At 64.5% G+C, this 1,351-nt stretch carries 2 protein-coding genes and 1 pseudogene; 2 read left to right on the top strand and 1 reads right to left on the bottom strand.

Annotated features, from left to right (window positions below; translation table 11 throughout):
• A pseudogene (locus AC2SGK_RS18245) lies at positions 1–174 on the bottom strand (transposase); the annotation flags it as partial.
• A gap of 100 nt (positions 175–274) precedes the next feature.
• Here AC2SGK_RS18245 and AC2SGK_RS18240 point away from each other — a divergent pair.
• Both AC2SGK_RS18240 and AC2SGK_RS18235 read left to right on the top strand, forming a co-directional pair.
• Entirely contained in the window at positions 275–460 is a 186-nt protein-coding gene (locus AC2SGK_RS18240) for a hypothetical protein (RefSeq protein WP_488324794.1), read from the top strand.
• Between the two features lie 338 nt (positions 461–798).
• Positions 799–1,351 (top strand): hypothetical protein (locus tag AC2SGK_RS18235; protein ID WP_488324793.1); only part of this gene is annotated, 553 nt, incomplete at its 3' end.

Genomic DNA, 1,351 nt, shown 5'->3' with positions numbered 1-1,351 from the left:
GTTCAACAGCGCGTCGTGCAGACGGCCTTTGAGGCACTCGATGAAGACGCTCAGGGTGGGCCTGCCCGGCGCGATGCGGTGCCAGTCGATCCTAAGGTCGTCGGCAAAGGTCAGGATCGCGTTCGAGGTGAACTCGGTGCCATTGTCGCCGACCACGGTTCCGGGCCTTCCGCGGGCCTGCTCTGGCTCGCCGATACCCGCGCCCGCATCCCCGACTACAAAATCACCAAAGTCAATGACCTGCTGCGTTGGCGCTGGAACAGATAGCGGCCCGATGCTGGCCACCCGCGATGCGCACCTCCGCTTCCAGAACTGGGCGCAGGCCGAGGGCTTCAAGCCCGAGAAGATCCCCGCGATCAACGGCTTCGTGCAACGCGTCCAGGCTCAGGTGGCCGGCATCCAGCACAAGCGCACCAGCGCAGGCCGGTTCTTCCTCGGCATCACAGTGACGCAGTGGTGACGCAAGAATGACGGACTTTGGCGCGCAACCCATTGAAAGTGTTGAGATGACGCACTTGGCTCCAACCTTTTTGATAAAGGGGAAAACCACCCAACCCTGAAGGCCCAATATACCCCCTATATAAAATGTTCCCCGGGCAGGTGCGTCATCTCAACACTATCAACGACTTACGCCCCGAAACCCGTCATTCCTGCGTCATTCTTGCGTCATCCGCCGCGCCCCGCTGGCCGGTCAGAGGGGCATCAATCGGGAAGGATCGGGAAAACGTTGGTTCCTCCCGGGCCAATTCGCATGCGGGGGAGCGCAGCGCATTGGCCCGCCAGCGTCTGGGGGCGGAAATGACTAAACTCGACAGCGCCGAGACCAAGACTGCCTTCGCCGCCCGCGTCGGGCTGACCAAGGGTCGCATCTCGCAACTGGTGGCCGAGGGTCTTCCGGTACGCCCGGACGGGCAGATCGACGTGGCGGTGGGGCTGGCCTGGATCGAGGACAACCTTGACCCCGCCCGCCGCAACAAGGGTGGTGCCGCTGCCGCCCCAGCCCGCGTCTCGACCACGTTGGCAGAGGCCAAACGGCTGCATGAGATCGTGAAGGTGCAGCGCCCCAAGCTGGCATTCGAGAAGGAACAGGGCCTGCTGGTCGAAACCGCCGCCGCCACACGCACCGTGTTCGCCCGCGCGCGTGCCGAACGCGACGCCCACATGGCCTGGGTCCAGCGCACCGCCCCGCTGCTGGCGGCCGAGGTGGGGGCCGATCCGCGTGCCACCTTTGCGGCACTGGACCGGATGATGCGCGAACATCTCGAACACCTGCAGGAGCATGAGGCGGGGGCAAAGTGTGCTGACCTGTGCCGCAAGCACGGGATGTCGGAGGGCACGTTCTACGCTTGGA

The organism is Paracoccus sp. NIOT.M2S5SZ12 (assembly GCF_057748165.1).
Note: the sequence above shows the minus strand (reverse complement) of the source record. Positions and strands in the feature narration are given on the sequence as shown.

Coding starts and splice junctions, on each gene's coding strand:
- AC2SGK_RS18240 (WP_488324794.1), top strand. CDS start 275: ATGCTGGCCACCCGCGATGCGCACCTCCGCTTCCAGAACTGGGCGCAG.